The 25,770-nt window shown below is 40.0% G+C and carries 26 protein-coding genes and 2 tRNA genes; 7 read left to right on the forward strand and 21 right to left on the reverse strand.

What is annotated here, in order from left to right; translation table 11 throughout:
• The first annotated feature begins 87 nt into the window (after positions 1 to 87).
• Positions 88 to 735: a MarR family transcriptional regulator gene (locus tag Q5O24_12165; protein WKY47109.1), complete on the forward strand. Its 648-nt coding sequence runs from the start codon at positions 88 to 90 to the stop codon at positions 733 to 735.
• A gap of 171 nt (positions 736 to 906) precedes the next feature.
• Here the strand turns inward: Q5O24_12165 and Q5O24_12170 are convergent, their stop codons facing one another.
• The 15 genes from Q5O24_12170 to uraA form a co-directional block, all read right to left on the reverse strand.
• Positions 907 to 1,485 (reverse strand): hypothetical protein, encoded by a 579-nt coding sequence (locus tag Q5O24_12170; GenBank protein WKY47110.1) that lies wholly within the window; start codon positions 1,483 to 1,485, stop codon positions 907 to 909.
• Positions 1,486 to 1,507: 22 nt separating this feature from the next.
• Positions 1,508 to 2,032, reverse strand: a complete 525-nt coding sequence (locus Q5O24_12175; GenBank protein ID WKY47111.1) for a hypothetical protein — start codon at positions 2,030 to 2,032, stop codon at positions 1,508 to 1,510.
• Positions 2,033 to 2,071: 39 nt separating this feature from the next.
• Positions 2,072 to 2,995 (reverse strand): hypothetical protein, encoded by a 924-nt coding sequence (locus Q5O24_12180; protein WKY47112.1) that lies wholly within the window; start codon positions 2,993 to 2,995, stop codon positions 2,072 to 2,074.
• Between the two features lies 1 nt (position 2,996).
• Positions 2,997 to 3,416 (reverse strand): hypothetical protein, encoded by a 420-nt coding sequence (locus tag Q5O24_12185; GenBank protein ID WKY47113.1) that lies wholly within the window; start codon positions 3,414 to 3,416, stop codon positions 2,997 to 2,999.
• Positions 3,388 to 3,900 (reverse strand): prepilin-type N-terminal cleavage/methylation domain-containing protein, encoded by a 513-nt coding sequence (locus Q5O24_12190; protein WKY47114.1) that lies wholly within the window; start codon positions 3,898 to 3,900, stop codon positions 3,388 to 3,390. Before Q5O24_12190 ends, Q5O24_12185 begins: the two co-directional genes overlap by 29 nt.
• Complete coding sequence (locus Q5O24_12195) at positions 3,890 to 4,261, reverse strand: prepilin-type N-terminal cleavage/methylation domain-containing protein (GenBank protein WKY47115.1); 372 nt, start codon at positions 4,259 to 4,261, stop codon at positions 3,890 to 3,892. The genes Q5O24_12190 and Q5O24_12195 overlap by 11 nt, the downstream gene beginning before the upstream one ends.
• The gene (locus Q5O24_12200; protein ID WKY47116.1) at positions 4,254 to 4,715 is read right to left on the reverse strand and encodes a hypothetical protein; all 462 of its coding nucleotides are present in this window, start codon (positions 4,713 to 4,715) and stop codon (positions 4,254 to 4,256) included. Before Q5O24_12200 ends, Q5O24_12195 begins: the two co-directional genes overlap by 8 nt.
• Positions 4,716 to 4,734: 19 nt before the next feature.
• On the reverse strand, positions 4,735 to 5,097 hold the full coding sequence (locus tag Q5O24_12205) for a prepilin-type N-terminal cleavage/methylation domain-containing protein (GenBank protein WKY47117.1): 363 nt from the start codon (positions 5,095 to 5,097) through the stop codon (positions 4,735 to 4,737).
• 151 nt (positions 5,098 to 5,248) lie between these two features.
• Positions 5,249 to 5,863 (reverse strand): DUF308 domain-containing protein, encoded by a 615-nt coding sequence (locus Q5O24_12210; GenBank protein ID WKY47118.1) that lies wholly within the window; start codon positions 5,861 to 5,863, stop codon positions 5,249 to 5,251.
• Positions 5,860 to 6,294, reverse strand: a complete 435-nt coding sequence (locus Q5O24_12215) for a C-GCAxxG-C-C family (seleno)protein (GenBank protein ID WKY47119.1) — start codon at positions 6,292 to 6,294, stop codon at positions 5,860 to 5,862. Before Q5O24_12215 ends, Q5O24_12210 begins: the two co-directional genes overlap by 4 nt.
• Before the next feature lie 37 nt (positions 6,295 to 6,331).
• On the reverse strand, positions 6,332 to 8,257 hold the full coding sequence (locus Q5O24_12220; GenBank protein WKY47120.1) for a sigma 54-interacting transcriptional regulator: 1,926 nt from the start codon (positions 8,255 to 8,257) through the stop codon (positions 6,332 to 6,334).
• Positions 8,254 to 9,321: an XdhC family protein gene (locus tag Q5O24_12225; protein ID WKY47121.1), complete on the reverse strand. Its 1,068-nt coding sequence runs from the start codon at positions 9,319 to 9,321 to the stop codon at positions 8,254 to 8,256. The genes Q5O24_12220 and Q5O24_12225 overlap by 4 nt, the downstream gene beginning before the upstream one ends.
• Positions 9,322 to 9,448: 127 nt before the next feature.
• Positions 9,449 to 12,172, reverse strand: a complete 2,724-nt coding sequence (locus Q5O24_12230) for a molybdopterin-dependent oxidoreductase (protein ID WKY47122.1) — start codon at positions 12,170 to 12,172, stop codon at positions 9,449 to 9,451.
• 384 nt (positions 12,173 to 12,556) lie between these two features.
• Entirely contained in the window at positions 12,557 to 13,609 is a 1,053-nt protein-coding gene (locus Q5O24_12235) for a nucleoid-associated protein (protein ID WKY47123.1), read from the reverse strand.
• A gap of 107 nt (positions 13,610 to 13,716) precedes the next feature.
• Positions 13,717 to 15,054 carry a uracil permease gene (gene uraA / locus Q5O24_12240; protein ID WKY47124.1) on the reverse strand — a complete coding sequence of 446 codons (1,338 nt, stop codon included), beginning with the start codon at positions 15,052 to 15,054 and terminating at the stop codon, positions 13,717 to 13,719.
• Positions 15,055 to 15,209: 155 nt separating this feature from the next.
• On the opposite strand from uraA, the gene aroE reads away from it, so the two are divergent.
• Entirely contained in the window at positions 15,210 to 16,076 is an 867-nt protein-coding gene (gene aroE / locus Q5O24_12245) for a shikimate dehydrogenase (protein WKY47125.1), read from the forward strand.
• Complete coding sequence (locus Q5O24_12250) at positions 16,073 to 16,591, forward strand: shikimate kinase (GenBank protein ID WKY47126.1); 519 nt, start codon at positions 16,073 to 16,075, stop codon at positions 16,589 to 16,591. The genes aroE and Q5O24_12250 overlap by 4 nt, the downstream gene beginning before the upstream one ends.
• A 156-nt stretch (positions 16,592 to 16,747) precedes the next feature.
• Here Q5O24_12250 and Q5O24_12255 read toward each other — a convergent pair whose 3' ends face one another.
• A complete protein-coding gene (locus Q5O24_12255) occupies positions 16,748 to 16,996 on the reverse strand; it encodes a hypothetical protein (protein ID WKY47127.1) in 249 nt (82 codons plus the stop codon).
• Positions 16,997 to 17,185: 189 nt separating this feature from the next.
• On the opposite strand from Q5O24_12255, the gene Q5O24_12260 reads away from it, so the two are divergent.
• Positions 17,186 to 17,272 (forward strand) — tRNA-Leu (locus tag Q5O24_12260).
• An 8-nt stretch (positions 17,273 to 17,280) separates the two neighbouring features.
• A tRNA-Lys gene (locus tag Q5O24_12265) sits at positions 17,281 to 17,357 on the forward strand.
• 73 nt (positions 17,358 to 17,430) lie between these two features.
• Here Q5O24_12265 and Q5O24_12270 read toward each other — a convergent pair.
• Complete coding sequence (locus Q5O24_12270) at positions 17,431 to 17,769, reverse strand: hypothetical protein (protein WKY47128.1); 339 nt, start codon at positions 17,767 to 17,769, stop codon at positions 17,431 to 17,433.
• A gap of 495 nt (positions 17,770 to 18,264) precedes the next feature.
• Here Q5O24_12270 and Q5O24_12275 point away from each other — a divergent pair, with 495 nt between their 5' ends.
• Entirely contained in the window at positions 18,265 to 18,411 is a 147-nt protein-coding gene (locus Q5O24_12275) for a hypothetical protein (protein ID WKY47129.1), read from the forward strand.
• Between the two features lie 570 nt (positions 18,412 to 18,981).
• The gene (locus Q5O24_12280; GenBank protein ID WKY47130.1) at positions 18,982 to 22,065 is read left to right on the forward strand and encodes a methyl-accepting chemotaxis protein; all 3,084 of its coding nucleotides are present in this window, start codon (positions 18,982 to 18,984) and stop codon (positions 22,063 to 22,065) included.
• A gap of 83 nt (positions 22,066 to 22,148) precedes the next feature.
• On the opposite strand, the gene amrS is transcribed toward Q5O24_12280, so the two are convergent.
• From amrS to Q5O24_12300, 4 genes are all read right to left on the reverse strand, one after another.
• A complete protein-coding gene (gene amrS / locus Q5O24_12285) occupies positions 22,149 to 22,979 on the reverse strand; it encodes an AmmeMemoRadiSam system radical SAM enzyme (GenBank protein ID WKY47131.1) in 831 nt (276 codons plus the stop codon).
• 139 nt (positions 22,980 to 23,118) lie between these two features.
• Positions 23,119 to 23,625 (reverse strand): transcription repressor NadR, encoded by a 507-nt coding sequence (locus Q5O24_12290; protein WKY47132.1) that lies wholly within the window; start codon positions 23,623 to 23,625, stop codon positions 23,119 to 23,121.
• A gap of 16 nt (positions 23,626 to 23,641) precedes the next feature.
• Positions 23,642 to 24,493, reverse strand: a complete 852-nt coding sequence (gene nadC, locus Q5O24_12295; GenBank protein WKY47133.1) for a carboxylating nicotinate-nucleotide diphosphorylase — start codon at positions 24,491 to 24,493, stop codon at positions 23,642 to 23,644.
• On the reverse strand, positions 24,468 to 25,763 hold the full coding sequence (locus tag Q5O24_12300; GenBank protein WKY49253.1) for an L-aspartate oxidase: 1,296 nt from the start codon (positions 25,761 to 25,763) through the stop codon (positions 24,468 to 24,470). Before Q5O24_12300 ends, nadC begins: the two co-directional genes overlap by 26 nt.
• Positions 25,764 to 25,770: the final 7 nt, after the last annotated feature.

Raw genomic sequence — 25,770 nt, forward strand, 5'->3', positions numbered from 1 at the left:
CAACATCGTAATCGAATTCAGATAACATCGACACCCATTTTTAAAATTTATTCATATTTCATCCAACTAAAGAAAGGAGTGTTCCATTTGAAAAAAGAAAAAAAGGCAAAAAAATCAGCAAAAGAAAAAAAATCACCGGACAAGGAAAGTAGAAAAAAGAAAATTGCTGCTTCTAAAAAAAGTGAACCCGTCCACAAAAGCGATACTGCTATTCAAACATCTCAGGCAAATCAGGAAATGGAGGCTAAATCGGGCGCAGAAGTCGCCCCATCAGAACTTCTCATCCTAATGAAAAAGGCAGCTGAAAGTTATCAAAACATTATAACCGCACCGCTGGATTTTTTAATCAATGACCAGGACACTGAGCTGTTTCCTTCTGAACTGAAAACACTGGAAATAATCGGTGAAATGTCCGGCATCAACCTTACCCAACTATCCATCGAGTTGGATATTTCAAAAAGCGCTGTTTCCAAATGCACCGGTAAAATGCTGGAAAAAGATTTAATTAACAAAACCCCTTCACCAACCAATGTCAGACAGGTTCAGTTTTCTCTGACTGAATCAGGAAAGCTTATTTTCGATCAGTATCAGGATCTGCAAAATAACCTGTTTAAACCCCTATATAAATCTTTTGAATCGTTAAATCCTGATGACAATTTAAAATTGCAGTCTTTTCTTGAATCAATCGCAGAGAACCTAACGGAAATCGAAGCCGGTTTGACTACTGTCTCCTGAAATATCTGAGTAAATCTTTTTATATTGGCACAGCAGTTTATTGACTGACTAACATCAATAAACTGCTGTGTTTTTAACTGGAACAATTATTTGGCAAGCTTTTTCAATCACCAATCATATCCCTTTTTCAAGACTAAACAGCCACTAATGATTGCCAGCAACCACATCCTTTTATTTCGCAAAATAGTATCCCTTTAGCCCGATTTCAGCCCAATGACCACCTTCAGCTTCTTCAATACTCATGGATAGAGGACATAAATACGGGCTACCTTCTTCCAGTGCCTGAATAAAATCCAATATTTGTGCCTGTTTTCCAGCAACCGTTAAATCTATCGAAAAACTATAAAGTGCTTGACCCTCAGGGTTGTTCAGATTAATAGTTTGACTGGAAAAATCATTTTCCGTCACGATGGTTTCATCACCAAATAGTGCAGTCAGGAGTCGTACCCCAGATTTTTCTGCCGCTTTATTAACACTCTGGTAATAAAGCGTCTGGTCCTTTTCTGCAGGAATCCGTTCATTATAGCCTTTTAATTTTAGAACCACTTCATTTAATTCATCAAGATAAGCTTCTTCCGTAAGATCTCCCTGATAAGCAGCCGCAATCCGCTCTTTATTCCCAATCAAAACCCTGTTGTTTTTTATCTCGACAACTTCGGGATAGACAAATACTGCTATGCATAAAATGAAAATAACACCAATAAACAGCCATTTCTTCAGTTGCTCAGACCGAAGCTTCTTATTAAACAACAGACTCCACCCTATCACCTTTTCATTCAAACACCATAATAAATTCCCACAAATCCTGATTCGTATCATCTCCCAGACGCTCGACACTAAGTATTTGAGCGTCTGATAAGCCTGTTTCTTTGACAATCTTTTCAGCTATTCCGACTATCTCTTCCTGTTTTTTTGTCTGTCCTGTAATTTTTATGGCCTCTCCTGTCAAATCCAGCCGAATCAATGCCGAATCTGACGAAAACTGCTTATAAATAGTCTGAACCGTTTCTGAAACTGACACGTCCCGCTGAACAAGCCAATCGATTAATTTTTCATAATAAATCAGATTCATCTTCTGGGTTTCCAGATTTTCATAGACCACAGTCATCTGGCTATTATTTTCAAGCTGCATATCAAGATCGTCGATTGTATCTTGTGCTACAATATTAGCACTTTTAAATCCCGTCAATATCAAAATAAAACTCAAAAGGACATATATCTCCGGTAAAAATTTCTTTATCAACCTGCGCCATTTTTCTTTTAGATACTGTTCCTCACGAGAAACAATTAGATTCATATCCTTTTTCAATATATCCCCCGTATTTCTTAGCAGTTCTCAGGCCAGCAAGCCTGATATTCCCAGCGAAAATATCCCCAGCGATGTCTGAGAAACCCCTTCTAAACCAGCAACCTGTTCAGCAAGCAAATCCCTGTTATTCACCAGTTCCCATTTAGGATGATCGTCAAACCAAACACGAATTCCCGGACTAAGACTTCCACCACCAACAAGACATAATAAACTTTTTTCCCGTTCCCTTTTATCCTGAAACAGTCTGAGCTGATTTTCCATTGTTCTCACAATTAGCGACAGGTTTTCTGAAAATGATAAGGACAAATCTGGATTTAGTTCCAGGTAATTTATCAAAAGCCCATTTCGAAACTGATATAAAGAAGCTTTTGAATAACCCAAATCCAGAAGTAATATATGTTTAAGCGCATTTTGTTTGAAAAGTTTTCCCATTCCGATAAATTGCGGTAAAACTTTGCTGACTTTTAGCCCCCCAGCTTTAAACAAAGACTGGCAGTTTCTGATAAGTGTTTGTTCTGCAAAAACACTGACCACATCAATATTTTTTTCTTCGACACCAAGCTGTTCAAAAACCTCCACCCGTTCTTCGGCCAAATAATCATAATGCCATTTCTTTCCATGTTCCAACTTCAATTTTTTCATTTTCCAGTAAATGATATCTTCCAGCTGTGTTTTTGAAACAGGCTTCATACTAAACGTTTCGATGATTATTGAGGAATCTTTTAATAAAAAATTTATTTGATCCCCTCGCCGATAATCATCAAAACAATTTGACAAAAGCTCAATCTGCTCTTTACTCTTATATAAGAATAACTTATCTTTACACAGCGCTCTATCCTGATACGTCCCTTCTATTTCAGGGATTCCCGCAGGAGTCTTTAGTGCTTTAACTATTTTTGCAGATTCTTCCCCAATATCAACCGTCCAGATATAATTACTCCTAAAACTCATCCTAGTGCTCCATCTTCCAGAAAAAATTTATGATCACCGGTTCTTCTTCCTCCGTTACCTCAACATTGAGGGTGAACTTTTTTTTATAACCGCCATATTCGCTGATAACCTCACCGTCAAAGCGGTTTTCTGCAGTTCTTAAAATATGATATGAAAAAACTCCCCCGTTGGGATCTGAAACCCCAGAAGCGACAATCTCATCCCCTCCGCTTTCAATCTCAGACTTAACAATTTCCAATGCATTTGTCCCTGTCAGTAAACATAATTCATAATTTCTGCACTCCATATTAGCTTCATATTCCTGAAGCTGTTGGGCAAGTAAAAAGGATGCGGCTGTCAGTAAAAGTGAAAGCAGCACCAGTACAACCGGCAATGCATAGCCATTTATATCCTTAGCTGATGCTTTCAATTTTTTTCCCATGCTCAATAAGAATCTCCTCTGTTTCCATCTTATCAGTCAGCCTATAAGTTATTTCAATAAATTCTTCATTTTCCGGGGAAAACTTTATTGAAAAGGATTGAAAACCTCTTTCAAACTGACTGGTCCCGCCCAATCCGATACTTACGAGATTATTATCGGTCGTCTTTCGATACTTGTATCGCATGATCGTACTGCCACTGAGACTGTAGCGATTATAATAATCAGGCGTTTCCAGATCCTGCAAATAAAGGATGCCGCCTTTATCATAAATCACCTCCGACTGATAGACCTGTTTTTTAAAATAAACACTCATCATCCGTTCAATATAGCTATCCTGACGTTCTGAACTATCTGCATCTTCAAGTCTGTTTACCAGGTATAAGCCTGGCAGAATGGCCGAAAAAACCAGTCCCAGAACCATTAACGCAGTAATTACTTCAATCAGGGTCATTCCCTTCTGATTGCTCTTCACACTAACTCCCATAGTAATTAATAAAGAAATGATTCTCTGTCTTGCGCTGATCTTCCACTTCGATAATCCAATAGTTTTCAGCATCGGCAATCCCGATTCCTACCAGTTTATAATCAGGATATTCCATTTCCAGAAAGCGGACGATCTTATCCTGATCAGCAATCCGCTGCCCGTCCAATTCTTTTCTAATCCCATCACTCAAACTGTTTATTTCCATTGCTTCCTCAAAGACTATTGCCGACCGAAATTGTGATTCAAGCAGAAGGCCTAAAAAAGAAAGCAAAAGCAGCATCCCTGCAGATGTAATAGCAATTGCCACAATCCCTTCCAAAAGCGTAAATCCCTTTTCAGACATGACTCTGATTTTATTCATTGATGTAAATCCTTCCGTTTGCCACCTGAATGGTAATTTCACGGGTTAAATCCGAATACTTTCGATTAGTCATAATAATTTTTCCGCCCTTGGATACCGTTCCTGCCGCATACAAAGTTAAAGATTGAGCGCCAAAAAAATTACCGGAAAAATTGATATGATCAGTTTTAATCAGTTGACTGTGAACAATACGGTCTTTGGTAAAGACAAGATATACACCGCTCGACAAAAAACTAAGTTTTCTGGGCGCATTATCCATCATCGCCTGATTTTGCGACTCCAGAATCAGGTAGTAAACATCTTCACACTCCTGATTAAATACCCTTTTCTCCATGCCCTTCTGCAGACCAGAACTACCAGCCGTCAAAAAGACTACAGCACCAGTCAAAATCACCAGTACAACCAGCAATTCATAGATACTGTAGCCGTTTTCACTCTTGAGTTGATTAATCATTCTACTACCTGTTGCTCACTCATGTTGATGTGACTTCCTGACGTTCAATGATATGCTCAGTGACATCATAAAAAAATTTGTACTCCTTCTCATTAGCAGTTTCGATGGATTCCTGCTGAATCAGACCTTCATCATGAAGCACTTCAATCAGGCCGTCAAAATCTGTCACGCCGGAAGGATATTCACCCTTTTCAATGCGATAAAGTTCCAGTGCACTCTCAACAATCCGGATATTGGTTTCATCCGTCTTTTTCTGCGAATTTTCAATAACTGTCAGAAACCTGGGGACGGCAACACTGGCCAGAAGTCCCAGTATCACAAGCACAACCATCAGTTCAGCCAGAGTAAACCCTTTATTCTCTCTGAACATATCAGTGACCATAAAAAATCTCCCTTTCCTTTTCTATCATTATAACGCTAACAATTAATAAAAAAAGATAATTTTTTGTTTTTATTCAATTTATTAAAGGTATTTTCCATCTTTAACACTTTTTAATACAAAAGGCTGGATACTCGCGTACCCAGCCTTTTGCTTATTCGATATGATAATCATCGTAGCCTTTTTTAGCTTTTTTTATTTCTTTATAGTTTTTTCTCATACTAAAAGACTGCAGGGCCAGGAAAAAGCCGCTGATGCCTAAAACGATACCCAGTAACAAGCCATAAAAGTCCATCTGTCCCGAAGGATTAAAGAGCGAAAATATGCCAAAAGCCAAGAGCATCACTCCGATAACTATTTTGACAATTGCACCAGACCCCGTGTTGTTTCGCGATGACCCAAGTAAAAGCACCCCGGAAAAAAGAGCTGCAATCCCAATAATAACAATAAAAAATTTGATCATGGTACTGGTAAATAATAAAAAGATTGCCGCCACAACCAGATCAAATATCCCCCGTCCCAGACTGGCTCCCATAGTCGTCTGATATTTAGACTTGTATACAAAATAGGTAATCAGATACATGATTCCCATAAAGCCACGATATACTCCAAAAAGCTTAACCATAAAAAGCAGTGCAAATTGACGTTCAAACAGAGTAATACCACAAATAATCATCAAGCACAGGCCATCAAGAAGCATTAGCCACCAGCGACCATAAGCTCTTTCCAGAATATCAGTCCCATAAGTTTTTACTTTCTCAGTTCTCATGCTTCCTCCATTCGGGTAACTACCCGTTCCAGAACCAGACCAGCCCGGCATTTAACACCATCACAAGCCGTAATTTCGTCCCGGTATTTGGCCTTGATCACATCACAATCCAATGTTGTGAATTCTTTTTCAAATTCCTCAACCAAAAATTTAGCTGCCATCTTAATCTCCTTCATATCCGTGGGGCGATCCTTAGCATACATGGCTCCCAGACCAGCTAGGGCACCAGAAAACGCACCACAAACCTTTTCGGAATAAAAACCACCGCCAAAACCCTGAATCAATTTAAAGGCTTCTCCTGGTAAATTCAGATTGTAGGCTTCATTTGCAGCTGCAAGCAGAACTTCCGAACAACACATATGATACTGCTCTTTCAGTTCATCCGGTGCATCACTGCCCACCTGATTATACTTTTCAACCAACGTTTCCATTTTATCCTCCTGGCTTTTTAATTAAACTATTGCATAATTACTGTTCAATGTCAATTTCATATTTCTTTATTTTACTGTATAGGGTATTTCGTTGAATCCCCAATGCCTGGGCCGATTTTGTAATATTGCCTTCATATAATTTCAGAACCCGAGCCAGATGAATCCTTTCCATATGCTCCAGCGACAGGTCTTCAACCTTTTCCAGGCCGACCAAAAAGCTGTCGTTCATCAGATTTTGGGAAAAATCATAACTTTCAAAACCGCCGCCCTTATTTCTTGAACTTTTAAAATAATGATAAGGAAAATCTTCAGTATTGACAATCAGCTCAGCAATATTTTCCAGTTCTCTGATGTTCCCCGGCCAGGTATAGGAGGTCAGAATTTTTAATTCTTCGTCATTTAACGCAATCGGTACCTTGTCATATTTGATCGCCGTATTCTTAAGAAAATAATAGAAAAGCTGTAAAATATCTTCTTTTCGTTCCCGCAAAGGAGGTAAAAATAAGGGCAGGACGTTTAGCCGATAAAAAAGATCTTTGCGAAAACGCCCCAGAGCAACTTCTTTCTTAAGATCCTTGTTGGTCGCAGCAATAATCCTGACATCGATCGGAATGGCTTTATGGCTGCCAATCCTGGTGATTACACTTTCCTGCAAAACCCGCAAGAGCCTGGTTTGCATGTCGATCGGCATTTCACCAATTTCATCAAGCATAATCGTCCCTTTATTGGCTTCTTCAAATTTTCCAATATTTCCGCCCTTTTTCGCTCCAGTATAAGCACCATCCTCATAGCCAAACAATTCCGCCTCAATTAACTGATTGGGAATGGCTCCGCAATTAAGTGCAACAAACGGACCGTCAACCCGTTTACTGAAATTATGAATGGACTGAGCAAAAACCTCTTTTCCAGTTCCACTCTCCCCCATGATCAGAATTGTTGAACGATTTCCAGCAATTTTTTTTGCATATTCAACAGTCCGACGAAAATTAACCTCTTCACCCATAATCTTGTCAAATGTATAATAAGGGGATACCATCATGTGTTTTTTATTGTTTTTTTCTTCTCTTAAAACAAAGACAATCTCGATACTATCATCCTGAGGATTATAGATAGGACTGGCCATCATCTGACAGAGAAAACGATTCTTCAAGGCTCTAATGTTGACGATTCTGCTGACATTTTTTTCCTGTTCAATCCCTTCTCTGATTTCATCCCACTCCTCAATCAGTTCTGAAATATTGTTGCCGATCATTTTACGCTGCCGATTTCCAAATAAGTCCATGGCCTGCTGATTATATATTTTTATATTACCATTGATATCCGCAGTTACAATCGCCACAGGCATCGAATTGAATATCGTTTTTATATGCTTGTTAGTCATATTCTGTAGTTTGTTATAGGCTTTAAATTTAAGCATTTCTTCGATCGCATTAGAAGCAGCAGTTACCATTCCCAACGTATGAGGATGAACTGAATCCGAATAACCGGTTAAATCTAAAACACCAATCAGATTTCCGTTGACATCCTTAATCGGTGCCCCTGAACAAGTCCAGCGGTGATAGGCCTTGATAAAATGATCCTTGCCGGATAACTGAATCGGCGATCTGGATTTAATAACCAGAGACATGGCGTTGGTTCCAATATTTTCCTCATTCATATAAGCTCCCGCCACCATCTTCAGATCAAAAGCCTCGGATAGAATTTTTTCATCCCCGATGGCATTTAAAATACAGCCCTCCCTATCAGTTAACAAAACAAAAAAATGATCGCCTTTCACAATGCTCATTAAATGTTCCATATAAGGAGATGCAGTCAAAATCAGGTCTCTATTTTCCGCAAATTTTGCCTGTAATTCAGTATGTTCTATAATTTTCCGACTGGAAATACGTTCTTCATTGAGTCCCAGTTTTTCACATCGTTCCCGTGATTTTTTTATCAATTCCTGAAATCTGTTTCTATTCATAATATCCTCAGTTGGCTATAAAATTTTTCTTGTCTTCTCCGCAGACCAATTAACTCTGCACTGATACTGACCGCTATCTCTTCTGGGGTTTCGCCCTCAATTGCCAGACCTACCGGACAATGGACCCTTTGTAAATCTTCGTACTCAAAGCCTCTTTCAAGCATATTCTGAAATACTTTGTTGCGCTTAATTTTACTCCCCATCATCCCAATATATTTTGCCGAGCTGGCAAGAACCTGGGCCAAAACCTCCTGGTCATCTTGATTTCCTCTGGTCATCACCAGAACAAAGGAGTGATCATCGATAGGCAAATAATCATTCAGCACTTCATAAGATGGCAAATAAACAACCTCATCCACTTTGGGGAAGCGGTTTCGGTTTGCAAATTCCGGCTGTTCATCAACAATTACCACATAAAAATCCAGTAATTTACAAAGTTCCGCCAGCACCTGTCCAATATATCCGGCACCAAAAATGAACACTTTTTCATTTAAAAAATAGGGCTCTACAAAATAATGTTCTTCAAAAAAAAACGCTCCCCGAAACTTCATCTCATTAAAATCACGCATGATAGGCAACAATTTCTCATAGAAGTCATCATTCTCCTCGCCATAGAAACCAGTCTGTGTACAGATCCATTTTCGCTGATGGACCGGATTAATCCCAGGAATCTCAGAAATCATTAAAAAATTCTTCTTTTCGTTCAATAAATGACCAATTTCTCGATAATACAAACCGGTTTCCTGGTCAATTATATCACAATATTCAAAAAAAACTTCAATTTCTCCACCACAAAATTCACCAGTTCCATTAATACAGTTTTCAGAAAATGAAATTTTCTCAATTGCATCCATGCGAGTCTTAAAAATCCGTGCAGCCATCTGTTTTATCTGCGCATCCACCAGCCCCCCGCCAAATGATCCTTCCAAGGTCAGATTTTCCCGAATAATCATCTTCCGACCTGAACGGATCGGTCCCGGTCCAGTTTTTCTAAGCACCGTCGCGATGACCAGTGTCTCATTTCGGTCCAAAATTTTACTGATTTTTTCGACTATTTTTTTCATAACTCCTCGTTTCCAAGCAGTTTAGATAAGAAAAGACTGATTACTTTTTTTATCTAAACTGTTTTATCTTTAAGCAGGACAAGGGGGCAATGAAATCACTGTCCCTCTCAGTCCCGTTTTTAAAATTTTACATTGCTTTTAAACCTTCCAGTACTTTTTCAGGATATGCCGGCAGGTGTGTAATTCTAACACCACAAGCATTATAAATAGCATTAATAATCGCTCCATGTGGACAGGACAATGGCATTTCTCCTGAACCAGAAGCGCCATATGGTCCCAAAGGTCTTGGTGTTTCCTGATGGATTAAGACAATTTCATCGGGTACGTCTTTAATATTTGGAATACCACATCCATTAAGCGTCGTATGTTTTTTCAGGTCTTCAAAATCCTCACTCAGCGCCAAACCTATCCCCTGTGTCAAACCGCCGTATAACTGTCCATCAAGAACCAGTTTATTGGTAATGGTTCCACAGTCTGATACCAACGTCAGTTTATCAACGTTTGTTTTTCCTGTAGTTGTGTCAACCGCTACTTCCGCCAGCAGTACCCCATACATATAAGAAGCAAAAGGGTCCCCCTGACCGGTTTCTACTGAAGGTGCCGTTTTAGGTGCAGTCCATTTACCGTCATGTTTTAAAGGAATATTTTCAGCCACCATTTCATCGAAGCTTCTATAAGTTCCATCTTCTTTGATCATCGCTGCCAATAAATTTTCACAGGCCGCTTTGGTCGCATTTCCAGTAACCACATTTGATCGGCTTCCGCCAGCTGGTCCACTATTTGGAGTCCGACGCATATCGTTCATTATCAGTTTGATATTTTCCGGTTTAATTCCTATTGGACGCAGGGTTTCGTATGCAAAAGTAAGGGTTCCCATATCAGCACCCTGGCCATGATCTTCCCATGAGTTACCAATGGTCACACCGGTCTCAGTCAACTCTGCCCAGGCTTCTGATGAATCTGGACCATCAAGACCACATCCATAAATATTTAAAGAAATTCCAACTCCATATTTAATGTCGCCGCCCTCTGCGTTTCTATCTTCAGCCTTTTTCTTCGCTTCCTGATAAATCGGTCTGATTTTATCAATTGCCTGCGGCAGCGCAATAACGTCCGGTTCACACCCCGTAGGTGTTGTTGCCCCTTCACGGTATACGTTCTTATAACGTAATTCCAGCGGATCTTCGCCGATTTTTTCTGCCAGCATATCAATTAATACTTCTGATGGGAATAAAGCCTGCGGTGATCCATACCCTCTAAATGCTGCTGCCCAGGCATGATTAGTTGCAACTGTTCTTCCTTTTCCGCGAATATTCGGAATATCATATCCGGCACCGGCAAACTGAGAACCACGTGTAGTAACCAGGTCGCCAAATTCACAATAAGGACCATGATCAACTGACCAGTCCGCTTCCATGGCTTTAATCATGCCGTTTTCATCAGCACCAAATTTGATCGATGTCCAGAAAGGTGCTCGTTTGCCGGTATAGGTAATCTGCTGATACATATTGAATTCCAAAAATACCGGTCGTTTTGTAATAAAAGCAGCAACCCCCAGCAGAGCTTCATTGGTTGGGCTGAATTTATATCCAAAAGTGGCGCCGGTCGGATTCTGAACGATAAAGTATTTATTCGGGTCAACCCCAATCCCTTCAGCGGTCATCAACTGGTGGAAGTGGATAGCAATTGATTTGGAATGAACAATCAGGTTATCTTCTTCATCCATATACGCAAATCCTACATCTGGCTCTAAAGGTAGATGCGGCTGACGCCCAACATAGAAGTCCTCTTCAACCACATAAGGCAAGGCTTCCATCATTGGTGCAGTCTCTTCTCCTTTAATGGTTCCCGCTTCAAAATAAACGTTTGGTGTTCCTGGATGGATTTCAACAGCATCATCTGCCATGGCTTCCGGAGCGCTCATATACGGGGTTAATTCTTCAATTTCAACAACCACTTTTTCAGCAGCTGCTTCTGCCTGTTCTGGCGTATCAGCCAGGACCATAGCAATAGCATCTCCAAACTGGAAGATTTTTTTATCATTAAGAATCGGTCGTTCCTTTCCATCACCCTTGTTTTGCGGGAAGGCCAGTCCATTAATACGGTTGGTTCCTGGTACATCTTTAGCGGTAATAACCTTAAAGACACCTGGCATTTTTTCAGCCTCTGTTTTATCAACTGAAATAATGTTAGCATGAGAAACGGTAGCCTGTACCAGTTTAATATGTAAAGTATCAGCTGGTAATTTAAGACCCTGATCAGCGCCAAAGTCCCATGTTCCGGTTACTTTGGCAACTGCACTCGGACGAACAACAGAAGAACCCATCATGGAATCCCCTTCTTTAAGTTCCACCCAAAGGTCTTCCTTGGTGATTTCCCCCCGCATTAACTTAGCAGCATCCATAACCGCATCGACGATTGGAATATAACCAGTACAACGACATAGGTTTCGATGTTTCTGGAACCAGTCACGAACTTCTTCCCGCGTTGGATTAATATTTTCATCTAGCAGCACTTTTGCTGAGACAATAAATCCTGGTGTACAAAAACCACATTGAGCAGCTCCCCGCACCATCCATGCTAATTGTAATGGATGTAGATTTTCTTTCGTCCCAACACCTTCGATGGTAATGATTTCCGCACCATCTGGTACTCTTTTCAGCTTTGTCACACAGGAACGAACAACTTTTCCGTTCAAAATAACTGAACAGGTTCCACATTCCCCTTTACCACAACCAACCTTAGTACCGGTCAGGCCAACCTGACGGCGAATCACCTGTGCTAAAGTTGTTTCCGGACTGATAATCAAAGATTGTTCAATACCATTAATCAATAGAGTTTTCTTTTCCACGACTATTCCTCCTGGATTATATTGATGAAAATTAAATCTTAAATTTCTTTATTCAATTTTCATTTGCTCAATTTAAAGATGCAATATTTATGCCAAACATATCTATTTCACACCACACTACTCCTAAAACAACTTACTAAATCAATCGATTGGCCTTGTTAAGGGGATCTCTTTTAGAATATTCCAATTAAAATAAGCATATATTATTTATAATTCTTGTTGAATTTTCAATCAAAAAATCCCATTTGCTCAAAGTTCGTACTTCAACAAAAAATAAAAGCTCAATATCCGAACATTTGTTCGTTTATTGAGCTTTTATGCTGGAATAATTCAATTTTGATAAACACTTATTCTAATTATGTGATTTTTTCAAGCACTTTTCTGTTATTTCATATTGAGCAAGGCTATATTCTTGATCATTACCGAGATTGTTCCATCCGGATTGTTCTTAAACTCAATAACCTCATCTCTTTTAAGCTGTTCAAGAGGAATGGAGATTTCAATTCCAGTATCAGTTATGAATTTTTGCTTTTTATAAAGCTTCTTCTCAAGGTTGGCACTCACTTTAACCTTATCTTCATAAAGACCGTTCTGTAGAACACCCTGTCTGAACTTTTCCTTGACCAGTTCATCCTGCATGAAAACAGAATCCGCAATCTGTTCAACATCAAGCTCAGAACTTGATTCGTAATTTTCAACCAGGGCTTCTTTCATTTGGTTCATTTTCTCATAACTACCAGAGTATTCGGACTCAATGACTTTTTTTGCCGTTTTTTCAACGATCTCATAAGCACTTTTTTCTGAAATGCCTTCTTCGCAGAATAGTATCTGTTTCGACCAGTAAAACTCTTTCTGATTGTTAATCAGGTATTTCTTTTCTTTCAGCAGCAAATGGCCAGTCGATAAATTGATAATCACAAATTCGTCCAGTCTTTGCCTTTCGGTAGGTAAGACACAGGGCTGCACCAAAATATCATTGTAAAAGCCTTTTTCGGTATCAACATAATGGATATAGCCTTGCTTATAATTAAATTTAAGGATTGCCAGGAATTTTTCAAATCCCCGTTCAAAATCAATAAAGATTAGATCCGCCGATGGTATATCCACATGTTCTACCATTACATCAAAAACCGACTGAGCAATTTCTGAGCTGATTCGTATCAAGGCCTCAGACTTTTTGTATTCTTCAACCGTTTTTTGAAAACCGCTGCCCTCGAGAAAGAGGGTGTGTTTAATTTCCGAATCTTTTAGCGATTTTTCCAAATGCTTTAAGAGATAATCACCTACTCCTTCGCCAATATTTAAAAACATTTCCGATAACACCGGAATTCCCGCATTAGTGTCAAGGATATGCATAACTGCCTTATTAATCCTGATATCCCTATCCGGTGCCAGGACGATCTCTTCGTTTATTTCTTCAAATATTTCTTCTTCCAAATCGGACTCCAATCGACAAAAATATTAGGCTTAACTTTTAGCCCGATATATGCAGTAAAATAAATTCACAAAGAACACAGGACAGTTTTTTAACTGTTTACCTGTATTTAAGGCTGATCGTACAAGTGTTCCTCAGAATCGTTAGTCAGTTTCATCCGATCCAACACATAAAAAATCAGACTTAAAACCATTCCCACAACTGTCGCCAATACCATACCACTTAACTGAATACTGCCAAAGGTTAGTGATACACCAGAAAGTCCGACGACAAAAACAACTGAGGTTAAGGCCAGATTTCGTGACTTCCCATAATCAACCTGCGAATCAACAAGAATACGTATCCCAGAAGCTCCGATCATTCCATAGAGCAGAAATGATATTCCACCAATTACTGCACCGGGAATGGTTGAAATCAGCATCGACAGTTTTCCCACAAAGGAACAGATAATGGAAATAATTGCTGCTCCGGCAATTACCCGCACACTGTAGACTTTTGTAACCGCCATAACCCCAATGTTTTCACCATAGGTAGTCGTCGGTACCGAACCGATCAGGCCGGAAATCATGGTTGAAAAATTATCCGCAAACAGGGAGCGATGCAGTCCCGGATCTTTAATCAGGTCTCGGCCGATAACTTTTCCCGTGACAATCTGATGCCCAATATGTTCTGAGGTAATAACCAGCAGAACCGGAAGGATGATGACAATTGCACTCGGATCAAACTGTGGCAGCTGAAAGTTCGGTAAAGAAAACCATGGTGCATCCGCCACAGTTGCAAAACTCTCCGCTCCGACAACACCTGTTACCAGGGCTGTTAAATAACCTGCCACAATTGCAATCAGGATTGGAATAACTGATAGGAACTTTTTAAATACCACCGAACCAAAGACAGCAAAGCCAAGTGTCACCATAAAAACAGTCACGTTATTAGGATCGATTGCCGTCACAATCTGCTCATAAAGTCCCGATGCTTCATCTAAAACATAGGAGGTCTGGGTCACAATACCTCCTGTACTGGCAGCCGTTGAAGCAAGTTCTAACCCGATTAAAGCAACTACCGGTCCCATGGCAGCCGGTGGCAGCACGATATCGATCCAGTCTGTTCCAAACTTATAAATCACCCCTGCTAAAATACAACCGCATAGACCAACAACTACAAAGCCACCTAAAGCATAGGAATAGCCCCATGAAGCAATGACCACACCGGCTGGCGCCAGGAAAGCAAAACTCGACCCCAGATAAGCTGGTGCTTTTCCCTTGGTAATAAACATAAATAATAGCGTCCCAACTCCGTTCATAAACAGAACAATCGCCGGATTAATTCCAAATAGAAAAGGTACCAGTACCGATGCGCCAAACATCGCAAACATGTGCTGCAGGCTCAATGGCACCATCATGTTCAATGGCAGCTTTTCCTCCACCTGAATAATTCTCTGATTTTTCAATTTAATCCCTCCAATCTTTTTATTCTCAGCGATTATACCACAGGCTTTTTCTCAAATAAAGAAAAACTCGTTTATTAAACTCTAAAGAGTTCCTGCTTTCTTTACGCAAATAAAAGATTGTGATACAATTTATTAAATTTCAGAAAGCGAGTACTATGATGAATATTTCTGTCAACACCAGAATTTTTGCTGTGCTGGGAGAGCCTATCGGGCAAAGTCTTTCACCACTCTTGCACAATACTCTATTTAAAGAACATCAGATTGATGGCGTTTATTTTCCCATTGAAGTTTCCAGTCAGAATCTAGCCGATTTGATAAAAGGATTCCGACTAATGAATTTCGGCGGCTTCAACATCACTAAACCCCATAAACTTCAAGTTATGGACAGTCTTGACGCCATTGATCCGTTAGCCAGAAAAATTGGCGCCGTCAATACAGTTGTATATAAAGATGGCATAATGACCGGTTATAATACCGATGGTTTTGGTTTTATCCGTTCAATTGAAAATAAATTAGAAACAGTAGCCAAAGAAGATTTGACTGTTCTTATCCTTGGCTGCGGCGGTGCGGTTAAATCTGTTGCCATGGCCCTGGCTGATTGGGGTGTTAAGAAAATTGTAATTGCCAACCGTACACTTGAAAAAGCTCAAACGCTTTGTTCCCAAATTAATGAGGGCATTGAAGAAGTCGCTTTTGCGGTAAAAAATGATCCGGTTTCGCTTGCCGAAATCTGCACTCAGGCCAATCTCATAGTCAATGGCACCAGTTTAGGTATGTCTGACTCAATTGATCAAACGCCGCTGAACAAAGAACTGATTCGCCCGGGAATCCTGGTTTATGATATGATATACAGCCCCGAAAAAACCAGATTTCTAAAAGAAGCAGAGGAACAGGGGGCACTGATCGAAAACGGTCTCGATATGCTGCTCTTTCAAGGACTTTTAGCCTTTGAATTATGGACCGGAATTTTTCCTGATCCCGAACTCGGTAGAAAAGTGCTGCAGGAAGGAACCCGACAATGACAAAAAAAAATAAACCTATCGCCCTGATCGGTTTTATGGGGACGGGGAAATCAAGCATCGGTCCACTGTTGGCTCAAAAACTTAACTACCAGTTTATTGATACAGATACTTATATTGAAGAAAAAGCCGGCAAAAAAATATCGGCTATCTTTGCCGACCAAGGAGAAGCAGCTTTCAGGCAGTTGGAAACATCAGCCCTTGAAGAACTATTAGAAAAAGAAAATCTGGTTATTGCTACCGGCGGCGGTATCATTCTGAAAGAGAATAACAGAGAATTGCTCCAGAACAATACTTTTCTAGTAAGTCTTAAAGCCTCAGCCGATACTATTTTTGAAAGAACCCGGACCGACAATAGCCGCCCCCTTCTTAATGACCCTGAGCCACTCCAGAAAATTAAAACCATGCTTTTAGATAGAAAAACATTCTATCAGATTGGAGCTCTACAAATTGACACTGATTCTGATTCGATAGAAGCAATCTGCGATAAAATTTTTGCCCAATATCTAAATCAATAATAAGCTTTCAGGATGCATTTTTGCATTCCTGAAAAAGGATCCTGCAAATATTGAATTATTTCTTATTTTAAAACAGAATCCAGCGGCTGTAACCAAATAACCTATAAATCCTGACTCACTAGACCCTTATCATCAACAGGTCTTTGACCAGAAAAACTATTTCATCGCCTTTAAATCACAGATATAACAATCAGTAAGACGCTGGACTGCCTCGGGATTTTTTACCGGCCAGGAAGTCTCCAAGGCTTCACAGTGCGCTGTCATTGACTCTGCACAATAGACAAAATCGATACAACCGTTGCATTTTTTGTCTTTCGTTTTTTTAATCAATTCCAGAACTGACTCATTAACACTTTCTCTGAATTCTTTGTAAGCAACCGTATTATGGTTTTCGAACACACTCATTTTAACACCTCAGTGGTTTCATTTGTTTTAAATAATAGTAACCTAAATCCAGAAAAACACAAGGTAATTTTTTGTTCATTTTATTTTTAAAAAAAGAATTGCATTTCTTAATAAGATATGCTAGTATATTTAACAGTGTTCTAACAGATTCTGTTAGAAACAAACCCTGAAAAATTTCAGGTTAAATGTGCCGAAGTGATGGAATTGGCAGACGTGACGGACTCAAAATCCGTTGTGAGTGATCACGTGCGGGTTCGAGTCCCGCCTTCGGCACCATTTTTTTCGCTCCCTTAGCTCAGTTGGCTAGAGCACCTGACTCTTAATCAGGGTGTCCAGGGTTCGAGTCCCTGAGGGAGCACCATAAAATTAATTTACAGTGAACCGGTTGACGGTTTTTTTATTGCTTTAAAACCTACTATTTACATCGATTCTAATCATTCACCACCACTTTCTTGATACTCTTTTTCATACTCGCCCTGCCTTTCCAGCGTGTACATCATATCTTCCTGGCTCAGTGTCGGGAATCTAAACTCCTCCATGTGAATCGTTTTATTTACCCAAAAATCATCAATAACATAATAGGTGTTGTCATACATTTCACTCTCAACCTTTCGGACTGTTAACTTATGGATGCTGCTAAAATGTCTGATGCAAAAGATAATGAATTGATAATAAGATGCATGGTTGAACATGATACTCTTCAGTTTATTCACCTGATTCGGTGTAATTTTGTAATAAAACTGACGCCCTTCCATAATTAAAGTATGATACATTTTTCCCTCCTTATAAGCGTGTATATCTTAAAATACTTCTAAAAATTCTTTTTAACAATTGCTATACTGGACCTAAACATAAAAACGACCGGTCTTTAAAAATAGTCTTAAACAACAAACGCAGCTATCTAAACAAAAACACCATTCATAGTTTTTAAGTCTCAATTATATTATACCCATTTATTAGATAAATAATTCCATCTAAGGCGTTGACACGTCAAGATAAATCACACAACTTAATTAACACCAATATCCAAACTATCTTTTTCCTAAACGAAGCTTTAATCCTCATAATATCTGCCATCGGGTGATTAAATTAGAAAAATGCAAGTGATTGTTGCTATTATCAAAACAGCCCTCAATAACTTTAAATTTATTAAATTCCTGTACATTTGCATGGCTTTTCTCTATTGAGATCTGTTAAATAATTATGGTAAACTACCAAGAAAAACATTTTAAACTCATTTAATGTTTTTCACTGAAAAAGGAGACAAAATGACAAAAATTTATATTGCCGGAAATCTCGACCCGAAAGATAAAGGCCAGACTTTCAACGATATCGGACAGGCCATTAATTATCTGCAAGAACAGGGTTACAGTGACAAAGAAATTTGTCTTGTACGATTTATCCCAGTTAAATAATCGACGGGAGATTGCTTGCTAATATATGATTCCACAACCATCTTTCGGGGTGGTTTTATTTTTTAATATTATTTATCTTAAAAGGGGCTTGTATCAAGCACATTTTGCTTAGCTTCCAGGGGTTTGCAGTATTCTCCTCTTATAGCTAATACTTTTAAAAAAATTTTTTTGAACAAATATTTAAAAGAAAATCATCATTTATACATTATTGTCAATTGTACAATTCGGCCCTGAGTAAAGTTTTTTACGCAACAATATCGACCTCTCTTGCGATTTATTTTTTTATTTTCTTCATTTACTATTAAAACAGCAGTTTTAAAGTGATGCTTTTTCCTATTTCTGATTTTTCTTCAAAAAAAATATCCAAACACAAATACAGCACACTATAGATACTAATATCAAACATACTTTTTTTCATTTTAACCAACTTCAGTCAAATACAGATCGGCTCAAAAGCTGTTAATAACGCCATATTTTATCAAATTCCAGAAAATTTTAATCTTGACCAAATCGATGTTTTAAAAGAAAATAAAAGTGGTACATTATAAAAAAACCTAAAAGGAGAAATTTATGGAAAGTAACGAGAAAAGGCAGATTAGTCTGCTTGCCCGCATTATTCTATTTATTGGATTGCCGATTATTGCTATTTATGGTATTACTTCACTATTTACTTTATACAATGTCAATACATCCATTTCCGCAATGTCCGAACAACAACTGGAGAGTGAATCTCTGGCGGCCGCCAGTGCCATTGACGGTGCTTTAGGAAAGTACATGGAAACAACCAATCAAATGGCGCTAAACAGCCAGTATACCGCTCTTGTCGAAGAAATCACGCCGGGCATGGATCCCACTTCAGCCCCAGATTATGCAGTGGTTATTGAAACCCTGTCCAGTATCAAAGCTGAAGACTCAAATATTTTAAATGCCTATATCGCCGACGGTGATCCCAATATGCTGATCTTAAGCGATGATGGCATTTACCAGAGCGATGACTGGGTGATGACTGCCCGACCCTGGTTCCAGGAAATGCTTGCAAATGGCGGAACCACTATCACCGAACCCTATATTGACGCAATGACCGGCAAGATGGTTGTTACAGTGGCGACCCCTATCTATCGACCTGGGACAAGCGAAGTCTTTAGCGCTGGTGGCCTGGATTTCACCCTGGACAGTATATCAGAAATTATGAGCCAGTACACATTAGGGGATACGGGTTTCTTTATGCTAATCAGTTCCGAAGGAACGATAATCTACCACCCGGATGAGAATTATTCTAACACGATGATCAATGACTCTGATATGTCAGATGAAATAAAGACAGCTATCATCAATCAGCAAACCGGCCCCGTAGATTACTCTTTGGCCGATGGAACACTTATTCACGGCTACGCCGAACCAGTCGGCAGTACAGGATGGACAGTTGTGACCAGCCTGCCAGATGCTGAATACAGCCAGTCCTATAATTTCTTAAAAATGATGTCGCTATTCATCATGTTACTGGTCATTGGGATTGCCGCTCTTTTAATTTACTTTACTGCAAAAAAAATCACTGCACCAATTAACCAATTGGCTGATGTTGCCAATCGGATGGCTGAAGGTGATGTTGAAGCAGGTACTGATCATATCAATTCCATCAGCCGGGAGACCACTGACCTGACTCAGGCCTTTGAGCGAATGTCAGCCAATATCCGCGACCACGCCATATCTGCTCAACGCATCGCCGAAGGTGATCTGACTCAGGAAGTGGCAATCAGTTCCGATAAGGATTTGTTGGGACTCAGTATGACCGATATGGTACATTCCCTGCGGGAAATGGTCAAAGAAGTACAAATGCTCTCAGAATCTACCCTTGAAGGACAACTCTCCGTCCGCGGCAACACCGGTACTCTTAAAGGGGCTTACCGGGATATTATTGCCGGTCTGAATCAATCCCTGGATGCTGTTATTGAACCATTAAAAACCAGTTCTGCCTATATTGAAAAAATTGGCAAGGGCGAAATTCCGGAAAAAATTACTGAAGAAGCAAAAGGTGAATTCGCCGAAATTACCAACAGCATCAATTCATGTATTGACGGCTTAGATGCTCTTACCCAGGGCAATCGTGTTTTATCTCATATCCAAGGCAATGACTACAGCCAGCGAATCGAAGCTGAATATGCCGGAATTTACGGCGAAATCTCCAAACACATCAACACCATATGCGACCAGCTGTTATACATGCTTGAAGGCGTAAATGAAATGGCAAACGGAGATTTTAAAAAACTGCCGGAATTAAAAGCCATTGGCAAGTTCAGTGACAATGATCAGATGGTCCCAGCCTTTATCAATATGATGGAAAATATTGAAATGCTGGTCGAAGAAGCTGATGGTATGGCCAATGCCGCCATTAACGGCGATCTTGCAAATCGCGGAGACGTTAGCCGCTTCCCTGGACAATATTCTAAAGTAATCGGCGGCTTCAACAATACGCTAGATGCCATCACCGAACCTATCCAGGAAGCATCGGCTGTACTTAACGAACTTTCTCAGGGACATCTCAGCACTAAAATGACCGGTAACTATCTTGGCCAGAATAACCAGATTAAGGACGACTTGAATAAAACCCTGGACTTCCTGAAATTCTATATCAATGATATTTCTGAAATTCTGAATTTAGCCAGCGATGGTGATTTAAGCAATGAAATTACCAGTGATTACATTGGTGACTTCGATGCCATCAAAACGGCTATTAATCATATTGCTGAAAATCTATCTGCAGTTCTTGGAGAAATAACTAATGCAGCTGCCCAGGTCGAATCAGGATCCCGCCAAATCTCTGATGGCGCCCAGGCTCTAGCCCAGGGTACCACAGAGCAGGCAAGCTCGATTGAAGAGTTATCAGCCTCGATTGAAGAAGTATCAAAAGAAACCCGCTTCAACGCTCAGAAATCTGCCGAAGCCAACGATCGAACCCTGGAAGTTCGCTTAGCTGCAGAAAAAGGCAATCGTCAGATGGCTGATATGGTCGAAGCGATGGGAGCCATCAATGAATCATCCAATAATATCTCAAAAATTATTCGGGTTATTGATGACATCGCCTTCCAGACCAATATTCTGGCCCTTAATGCTGCTGTCGAAGCTGCCCGAGCTGGTCAGCACGGAAAAGGCTTTGCCGTAGTTGCCGAAGAGGTTCGTTCTCTGGCTGCCAGAAGTGCCGAAGCTGCCAGCGAAACAACCGCTCTAATCGAAGGCTCCATCAGCAAAGTCGAAGACGGAACCAAAATTGCCAACGATACTGCGGACGGATTAAAAACTATTTTCGATTCTATCGAAAAAGTCACCAGTCTGATTGGCGATATTTCCAAATCCTCAAATGATCAGGCTACCAGCATCGCTCAGATTACCACCGGTATTGAACAGGTTACTCAAGTCGTTCATACCAATTCAGCAACATCTGAACAAAGCGCCGCTTCCAGCGAAGAACTCTCAAGTCAGGCGGAAATGCTTAAAAATATGGTTTCCGGATTTAAACTGCGCAGTTCTTCCAGCCGTCAGCCCCGAAAAAAAGAAAACCTCGACACTTCCTCTTTTAGCATGGATTCGCTAGATATTGAAGCAGTCGATGAGGATAATTTCACAATCGATCTTGATGACGAAAGTGATAAGTACTAAGTTATAGCAAATAAAAGAACCTGGAGCAGAAAATCAGATTTTCGGCTCCAGGTTCTTTTATTATAAAAACTATTAAAATTAATTCAGCAATTTCCAAGATAAACTGTTTCCAGATGTTCCCTTGCAATTTCTGCCAGTTCCATCATCTCCATAAGATCTGTCGGATCGCACTCTTCCATATGATAACGGGGAAAAAACCTTGTAATGTGATAAGGAATCTTCTTATCCACCGAGGCTAACCAGGCTGCCATCTCATTCATTTCTTTTGGCGAATCATTTTGACCAGGAACAATCAAAGTCGTCACTTCTACATGCGAAGCAGCCGCAAACAGTTTAATCGTTCTTTTTACTGAATCCAATTCTCCACCAATATGCTGATAAAAGTCCTGCGTAAAAGCCTTTAAATCAATATTCACCGCATCTATATATGGAAGGACCTCTTTAATTACCTCTGCTTCAAAACAGCCATTTGTCACCAGAATATTTTTCATTCCCCTGCTTTTAACTTCAACCGCACAGTCTTTGACAAACTCCCAGCCGATTAAGGGTTCATTATAAGTGTAAGCAACACCAAGATTGCCTGCTTCGACAAGTCTTTGAGCGTTACGGGCGATATCGTCAGGACTCATTTTTCGAAAATGCGCTTGCTCCAGTTTAGCCATGGAAATTTCGTAGTTCTGGCAAAAAGGACACCTTAAATTACAGCCAAAACTGCCAATCGAGAGAATTTTACTGCCTGGATAAAAGTTTTTTAAGGGCTTCTTTTCAATGGGATCCAGTGCAATAGCCGTTACCATCCCGTAATTAATCGGCACAATCAGACCATCAACATTTGCCCGGCCATTGCAAAAGCCAAGCTGATCTTGCCCCAGCATACAATGTCTAAAGCAGCCTATACACCTGATCTTTTCCATACTAATACCTCATCTCTGATTTTTTAGTCAAAACACATTAAATAATCCATAAGTCTTCGATTCAAAATCAATTATGCTGACAAACGTCGCCTGTCATAACATCCTTAAATGAGATATACCCAAAATAACTTTCAGCTATTCAAATCACTAAATAGTTTTTCTCCTTTAACCGCTGTTCAATCTTCGCCAAAGTAATTTCATCCTCCGCTTCCACTGTATGATAATGAAAAGCATCAGTGAGTTTCATTAATGGACTGACCTCACCGTCGCTTAAGCCCGTCACGAATGCTTCTACTCCTGCCTCTGAGCCTATATTTAAATCAGCCCTGATCATCCCGTAAATATCATGAACGACAAATACATCCAGTATCTTTCCGCCCATAACTACAATCGTCAGCAATTCGTCATGGATCTCATCCTGCAAATGTCTCACTTTAAATACCCGTTGGGGTTTCTTGACTTCCTGCAGAAGATAACCGCGATTTGTCGAAAATATTTCATACCCCTGTCTTTTAAGTTCAGCAATATCAGATACAATAATCTGACGACTAACTTTGAAAAATCCGGCCAGGTCGGAACCGGGAATTGGCGCATCTGCTGCTTTTAGTTTTTTTATTGTTTCTTCCAAGCGTTTTTCTTTTTTCACGCCGCTCCCCCCTTTTTTAAAGTAGTCGAAGATTTTTCATTGAAAAATCCAAAATCTTCGCAGAATGGGTCAAAGCACCGCAGGATACATAATTAACACCAATCTTTTTAATGGCATTAAGTTTGTCTTCCGTTACATTACCGGAACACTCGGTAAGGGCCTTATCGCCAATTAGTTTAACTGCCTCTTCCATAGTCTGATAATTCATATTATCAAGCATTATAATATCAGCACCTGCTTCTAATGCTTCTTTTACCATTTCCAGATTTTCGGTCTCAACTTCAATTTTTCTGACAAAAGAGTTATAAGCCCGAACCCTTGCAACCGCCTGGGTAATCCCGCCTGCGGCATTAATATGATTATCTTTAATCATCACTCCGTCTGAAAGATTAAAACGATGGTTTTCACCGCCACCGACCTTTACTGCATATTTTTCAAAGATCCGCAAGTTAGGTGTCGTCTTTCTGGTATCAAGAAGTCTGGTATTACTGTCTTCAAGAAGATCAGTCAGCTTTCTGGTCATGGTCGCAATCCCACTCATTCGCTGGAGAAAATTAAGAGCCGTTCTTTCTCCGGTAAGTAAAACCCGCGACTCTGACATTACAGTCCCAATTTTTTGCCCCGCTAAAATTTCCTGACCATCCGAAAAATTTATTTCAACCTGTGAATTTTCATCCATTAATTGAAATACTCGAACAAAAACATCTATACCTGCAAGTACCCCGTCTTCCTTGCAAATCAGATCGACCGCCGCCTTTTGTCCTTTATCTACCACAGCATTGGTCGTTACATCCTCACTTGTAACATCTTCTTTTAAAGCCTGTAAAATCAGCGGATCTATATTAAACGCTTCGATGCTTAATGTCATTAATCCGACTCCTTTCAATTTCATGTAATATCGCTTCACGATAGTCTTTCTTAAGTCTTTCGAGATCGGTAAATCCCTGTTTTTCAAAATTGATATGATGATTTTTCACCGAGTGATAGTGAGCCGCTATATATTTAGCCGCAATCTTGGAGAAAACCAGACTCTCGAGTAGTGAATTACTGGCCAATCGATTAGCCCCATGCACGCCATTGCAGCTGATTTCACCCACAGCAATCAGACGTTTCATAGACGTTTGAGAGTTTAAATCTACTTTTACGCCTCCCATAAAGTAATGCTGGGCCGGTGTTACAGGAATCCATTCTTTGGTCACATCGATCCCCTTATCCAGGCAGTGAGCATAAATATTAGGGAATCGGCTTTTTATCAAGTCTTGCCCTAAATGCTTCATTGAAAGCCAAACGTGAGCCGACTGGTCCTTTTCCATTTCCTCATAAATCGCCTGAGTCAATAAGTCTCTTGGCAGAAGTTCGCTGGCAAAGCGCTCACCACTTTTATTTAGGAGTACTGCCCCTTCTCCTCGAACAGATTCTGAAATCAGAAAGCGTCTGCCTGGCTCATTAGAATAGAGCGTTGTCGGGTGAATTTGAATATAGGAAATATTTTCCAGTTCAATCCCGTGTTTTAAGCATATCGCCAAAGAATCTCCGGTCAGATGGGGGTAATTCGTCGAATGTGCAAAAAGTCCGCCAACCCCACCTGTTGCCAGCACAATATAGTCTCCTCCAATCTGAAAAATGTCTCCAGCCCGATTACTGGCTACGACTCCATCACACTGATTATTCTCACAATTCAGGTCAATCATCTCAGTATGCTCAAGGATTTTAATATGTTTTCGTTTTTTCACCTGCATCAGCAGTTTACTGGTAATTTCTCGACCGGTCAGATCATCATGATATAAAATCCTGGCTGTTGAATGGGCACCTTCTCTGGTATAAACAGGTTTACCATCTTTTTTGGCAAATTCAACGCCGTATTTTTCCAGATCTTTTATTATCTCCTGTGAAGTACGTATCATCTGGTCAACAGCCCTGGGATTATTTTCGTTATGACCGGCTTTCATCGTATCATCAAAGAAGGCCTGATAATCATCTTCGTCCTTGAGTACACAGATTCCACCCTGAGCCAGGTTTGAATCACTCTCATCAAGGCCCGATTTGGAAAGCATTATAACCTTTTTATCTTCCGGCGTATTCAAAGCAAAAAACAAACCGGAAACACCCGTTCCCACAATAATGATATCTGCTTTCATCGTATCC

The organism is Eubacteriaceae bacterium ES3, assembly GCA_030586155.1.
In the GTDB taxonomy this organism is placed as follows: Bacteria; Bacillota; Clostridia; order Eubacteriales; family Eubacteriaceae; genus Acetobacterium.